Genomic DNA, 3,298 nt, shown 5'->3' on the forward strand with positions numbered 1-3,298 from the left:
GCATAGGCCATCGGCCCCCAGAACACCGTCGGCGCGATCGGGATCATGCCGACGGTGTTCTGGGGGCCGATGGCCTATGCGGTGATGGGCGGGCTGATGGTGGCAACCGCGCTGACGCTGGTCTTCCTGCCGACGCTCTACGCAACCTGGTTCGGCATCAAGGCGCCCGCTGAGACCACCGCGGCGACCGAACCGACCACGGCCAGCGCCGAACCTCAGCCGCTGGCCGCCTGAGCTGAAACCATTGCGGAGACGCCGCCGTGGCAGTTCTTCGTCGTCGCCGACGTGATCGGCGGCGGCGTCACAACCGCGAGCGTTTCGCGGTTGCTCACCTAGCGGCGCTGGCGGGACACAGCCCCGGCTTGCCGCATCCTCCCACTAGACTTCAATCGACATCAGGAGAAACGGAAATGCCTTTGAAATCCATGAAGAAGTTCCGCTCGGCCGTGGCCTTGCTCGCACTCGCTCTCACCACCATTGAAATCGTCGGCACCGCCGTCCCGGCCCTGTCGCTGGTTGGCACCGCCGAGGCTCGCATCGGTGCGCCCTGGACGCCACGCAGCGCGGCGGGCGTCGCCCGCCGCACCACGACATGGCGTGTGCTCAGGCACACCACGACCTGGGTCGCCACGCTGCCGCCCGGCTGCGTCCGCACCAAGGTCAACGGCTTCGACGTCTGGCGCTGCGGCGGCACCTATTACCGGCTCTATCAGGGCCGCTACATCGTGGTCGTCGTCGATTGACCGGCGGACGCCGCGACGCCGAGGGCAAGTCTGACGCCCTCGGCGAGATGCTCGGCATCGGCCGGATTTTCAAACGGCACGCCTCGGAGGGCGTAATCGAGCGGAGAGAAAGGTTCGCCCTCGCCAATGAGGGCGATCTGCCGCCGCGCCTTCTCCATCTCCCCCATCTGGGCATAGCAGGCTGCCAGCCGCGTCCTGATCCAGGGCGCGGGGCGCGTCGCGAGTTCCAGCGCTTCCGCGGCCTGCCGGTATTCGCCCATCATGTAGAGCGCCAGCGCGCGGTCGAACTGGTACCAGTGCGGGTGCAGCGGATCGATGCGGATGCCGCGCGCCAGCCAGGTCAGCGCCTCCAGCGGCCGGCCGCGCATGGTGAGCAGCATGCCCATCTGCTCGATGCTGTCGGCATCGTAAGGATTGAGCTGCAGCGCGATGCGCATGTGATGCTCGGCCGCCACATGGTCGCGCATATAGAGGCGGATCAGCGACTGCACGCGATGCCCCGTCGGCTGGTCGGGCGATAGGGCCAGTCCCTTGTCGGCGAGGTCGCGGGCATTTTCCAGCACCGCGTCGCTGGCGCGTCCGAATTCCCCATCCAGTGCCCGCGCCAAGGCGAGATAGGTGTAGGCCAGCCCGTAATTCGGATCCTTGGCGATCGCCGCTTCGAACAAGGCCTCGGCGCCGCGCTGGTCGGTCTGGGCCGGGTCGCGCAGCAGCGCAAAGCCGCGCAGCAGAAGCTCGTAGGCGGCAAGGCTGGTCACCGGCTTGCGCGAGGCCTGCTCCAGCCCGGCATTGGTGACCCGCGTGACCAGCCGGCTGACGATCTGTTCGACAATCTCCCGCTCGATCGCGAACAGGCCGGCGCCTTGCGACTGGTAGCGGTCGCCCCAGAGCTGGCTCCCGGTGGCGATATCGACGAGGCTGACAGCCACCACGACATGCTCGACCTGGCGGCGAAGCGATCCCTCGACAAGGTAGTCGGCGCCGATGCGGGCACGGATTTGCGGCCACTCGGCGCGGCCGAAGGAAGCGAAGGAGAAACTCGAATTGCGCGCCAGGACCGTGACGGTACCGAAGCGCGCCACGCCATTGATGATATCCTCGGCAAAGCCGTCGACCATCGCCTCGTCGGCCGGATCGCCGCTGTCGTTGCGAAAGCGCACCACCGCCACGATCGGCTGGCTGCTGATCTCAGGTGCGGCCTCGGCCTCGGCGGCAAGCATATAGCCTCGCTTGGAGACGGTGCGGACCATATCGTCGCCAAGCACCTTGCGGATCTCGCGGATCGATTGGGTGAGCGAATCCTCGGTGACATAGACGCCCGGCCAGACGACATCCATCAGCTCCGATTTCGGAACGACGCGGCCCATGTTGCGGGCGAGATGCGAAAGCAGCGCGTAGGCTTTCGGCCGGAGGTAGAGCGGCTCGTTGACGCCGCACAGCGTCCCCTTGGCAAGGTCGAGCGTGAACCCGCCAAACCGGAAGACCTGATCGGCCGTCGCCGTCGTCATCGGGAACCCCTTCCCGGCCCGCGCAATACCCGATCGATCCCGCTCAACGGGGCATGCGCATCGCCATTATTGCCCACTGCGCAATTTCGATCAAACTGGCTGTCGGCGCGGTGGCTAGTGTCGCCCCGCCAAATGCGAGGAGCCATGAACCCGACCGAGAAAGCGCTGTGGTTTGTCGAAAGCCATCTGCCCGATGCGATTTCGCTCGACGATGTCGCGGCAAGCAGCGGCGTGTCGCGCTTCCACGTGACGCGTGCCTTCGGCGCCGCCACCGGACGGTCTGTCATGGGCTATATGCGGGCGCGCAGGCTCAGCGAAGCGGCGCGCCAGCTTGCCGGCGGCGCGCGCGATATCCTGGCCGTCGCGCTCGAAGCCGGCTATGGCTCGCATGAGGCTTTCACGCGGGCTTTTCGCGAGCAGTTCGGCACCACGCCGGAGTTGGTGCGCGCGCAAGGCTCGACCCAGACCCTCGACCTCGTGGAGCCTATTCTAATGGACAGTTCCCTTCTCACCACGCTCGAGTCGCCGCGCTTCGAGACCAGCCGCCCCTTCCTCATCGCCGGTCTCGGCGAGCGCTACAGCTGCGAGACCAGCGCCGGCATTCCGATGCAGTGGCAGCGCTTCGGGCCCTATATCGGCAACATCCCCGGCGAAGTCCCCGGCGTCTTCTACGGCGTCTGCGTCAATGGCGACGACGCCGGCAATTTCGACTACATCGCCGGCGTCGAAGTGTCGGATTTCTCCGACCTGCCCAAGGAGTTTTATCGCGTGCGGGTGCCAGCGCAGAAATATGCGGTGTTCGCGCATCGCGAGCACATCTCGACCATCCGCCGGACCGTCAACACGATCTGGAACAAATGGCTGCCGGGCTCCGGCCATGAGATCGCCGACTCGCCGGAATTCGAGCGCTACGGGCCTGAATTCGATCCGGATACCGGCAATGGCGGGCTGGAAATCTGGGTGCCGGTGAAAGGTTGAGACGCTTTTCCCTTCTCCCCTTGTGGGAGAAGGTGTCGCCGAAGGCGACGGATGAGGGGTGTTCCAGCT

At 66.2% G+C, this 3,298-nt stretch carries 3 protein-coding genes and 1 pseudogene; 3 read left to right on the forward strand and 1 reads right to left on the reverse strand.

Annotation, left to right across the window (positions count from 1 at the left end):
• Positions 1 to 27: 27 nt before the first annotated feature.
• Positions 28 to 234: pseudogene (locus EOA29_RS30045) on the forward strand (hypothetical protein); the annotation flags it as partial.
• Between the two features lie 176 nt (positions 235 to 410).
• On the forward strand, positions 411 to 743 hold the full coding sequence (locus EOA29_RS30050; protein WP_245464704.1) for a hypothetical protein: 333 nt from the start codon (positions 411 to 413) through the stop codon (positions 741 to 743).
• Here the strand turns inward: EOA29_RS30050 and EOA29_RS30055 are convergent.
• A complete protein-coding gene (locus EOA29_RS30055) occupies positions 719 to 2,251 on the reverse strand; it encodes a winged helix-turn-helix domain-containing protein (protein ID WP_126094437.1) in 1,533 nt (510 codons plus the stop codon). The two genes, EOA29_RS30050 and EOA29_RS30055, sit on opposite strands and share 25 nt — an antisense overlap.
• A gap of 144 nt (positions 2,252 to 2,395) precedes the next feature.
• On the opposite strand from EOA29_RS30055, the gene EOA29_RS30060 reads away from it, so the two are divergent.
• Entirely contained in the window at positions 2,396 to 3,229 is an 834-nt protein-coding gene (locus tag EOA29_RS30060) for an AraC family transcriptional regulator (RefSeq protein ID WP_126094438.1), read from the forward strand.
• Positions 3,230 to 3,298: the final 69 nt, after the last annotated feature.

Source organism: Mesorhizobium sp. M1E.F.Ca.ET.063.01.1.1 (assembly GCF_003998155.1).
In the GTDB taxonomy this organism is placed as follows: Bacteria; Pseudomonadota; Alphaproteobacteria; order Rhizobiales; family Rhizobiaceae; genus Mesorhizobium.